Genomic DNA, 2061 nt, shown 5'->3' on the forward strand with positions numbered 1-2061 from the left:
CCAGGATCGTCGCCCAGGAGGACGACACCGTTGCAGTGGGTGGCGAGCTCGCGGTCATCGGCGAGGAGGGCGAGGGCGGCGGCGGGGCACCGGCCGAAAAGGAAGAGCCGGCCAGTCAAGAACCAACCGCCGAGGCTGAACCCGAACCGGCCCCGGAACCGAAGCCGGTGTCCAAGCCGGAAGCCCCGCCGACGCCGGTGCTGATGCCCGAGCTCGGCGAATCGGTCTCCGAGGGCACCGTGACGCGGTGGCTGAAGAAGGTCGGCGACTCAGTCGAGGTCGACGAGCCGCTGCTCGAGGTGTCGACCGACAAGGTCGACACCGAGGTCCCATCGCCGGTGGCCGGGACGTTGCTGAGCATCACCGCCGGGGAAGACGACACGGTCGCGGTGGGCGGCGAGCTGGGCAAGATCGGCGAGCCGGGGGCCGCGGCGGCCGAGCAACCCGCACCCGAGCCAGAGCCCGAGCCGGCCCCGGAGCCCAAGCCCGAACCGGCCCCCGAGCCGAAATCGGCACCCAAACCCGAGCCCAAACCGGCACCCCAACCACGACCGGCAGCCGCCCGCGCCGCATCGGCGCCGTCGGCCAACAGCGGTCCGTATGCTGCTCCGCTGGTGCGAAAACTGGCCAACGAGAACAACATCGACCTGGCGACTGTTAAGGGAACCGGCGTCGGTGGCCGCATCCGCAAGCAAGATGTGCTGGCCGCCGCCGAGTCGGCCAAGGCGCCGCCGGCTGTCGAACCGGCCAAGGAGGCTCCGGCCGCGGCGGCCTCCGCGGCACGCGCAGCGCCCATTCCGGCCCCGGCGCTGGCGCACCTGCGCGGCACCAGCCAGAAGGTCAACCGGATCCGGCAGCTCACCGCGAAGAAGACCCGCGAATCCCTCCAGGGGACCGCGCAACTCACGCAGACCTTCGAAGTGGACGTGACGAAGATCGTGGCGCTGCGCGCGCGGGCGAAGGCGCAGTTCGCCGAGCGGGAAGGCGTCAACTTGACGTTCCTGCCGTTCTTCGTCTGGGCCGCCATCGACGCGCTCAAGACGCACCCGAACATCAATGCCAGCTACAACGAGGACGCCAAGGAGATCACCTACTACGACGCCGAGCACATCGGCTTCGCGGTCGACACCGACCAGGGCCTGCTCTCCCCGGTGATCCACAATGCCGGCGACCTGTCGTTGGCCGGGCTGGCCCGCGCGATCGCCGACATCGCCGCGCGCGCCCGCTCGGGCAAGCTCAAGCCCGACGAGTTGTCCGGTGGCACCTTCACCATCACCAACATCGGCAGCCAGGGGGCGCTGTTCGACACCCCGATCCTGGTTCCGCCGCAGGCCGCCATGCTGGGCACCGGCGCCATCGTCAAGCGCCCGCGGGTTGTCATCGACAGCAACGGCAACGAGTCGATCGGTGTGCTTTCGGTGTGCTACCTACCGTTGACCTATGACCACCGGCTGATCGACGGCGCGGACGCGGGACGGTTCCTGGCCACGGTCAAACGGCGACTCGAAGAGGGGGCATTCGAAGCCGACCTGGGGCTTTGACCACCGTGCCCAACACGGTCATCGCCATCGCGGGGTCTTCCGGTCTGATCGGCGCTGGTGTCGGCACTGCGCCCCAACGACCATCGCGTGATCCGGATCGTGCGCCCTCAAGAAGTGGTTCGTCGACGAGAACGATCAGGCGCAGCACGAGGCGGCGCACGCGCACGCCCAGGCTCGCTGGGAGTTGCTCGGCGACCACGACCCGGCTGCGGTGATCGCGATGGTCGACGCCGCTTTCACCGACAACGCTTCGCCTGCATCGACGGCCGTAAGGACCAACCGGTCGACGTACTGCTCGCTGCTCGCGATGTGCGGATCAACGACCACCGAACGGGACAGTCCGAGTGCTTCGGGCTGCCGCGCCCGGCCGAAGCGCACGCAGCCCTGTATTCGCGTTGCTGACCGGGACAACCCAACCACCGCGGAGTATGGGTGGTTCGGCCTGGCTAACCTACTGGGTGCGTGTCGACATTCCGTGGTGGTCACCGGGCCTGCGTGACCGGGCGGCAATGCTGACTTG

The 2061-nt window shown here is 68.9% G+C and carries 2 protein-coding genes; one reads left to right on the forward strand and one right to left on the reverse strand.

Annotation, left to right across the window (positions count from 1 at the left end; all coding sequences use genetic code 11):
• The coding region (sucB, locus tag VML93_RS04625) for a 2-oxoglutarate dehydrogenase, E2 component, dihydrolipoamide succinyltransferase (RefSeq protein WP_325608148.1) at positions 1–1541 on the forward strand (1541 nt) is incomplete at its 5' end.
• 135 nt (positions 1542–1676) lie between these two features.
• Here sucB and VML93_RS04630 read toward each other — a convergent pair.
• Entirely contained in the window at positions 1677–1919 is a 243-nt protein-coding gene (locus tag VML93_RS04630; protein ID WP_325608150.1) for a hypothetical protein, read from the reverse strand.
• Between the last annotated feature and the right edge of the window lie 142 nt (positions 1920–2061).

It is taken from the genome of Mycobacterium sp., from assembly GCF_035499775.1.
Classification (GTDB): domain Bacteria; phylum Actinomycetota; class Actinomycetes; order Mycobacteriales; family Mycobacteriaceae; genus Mycobacterium.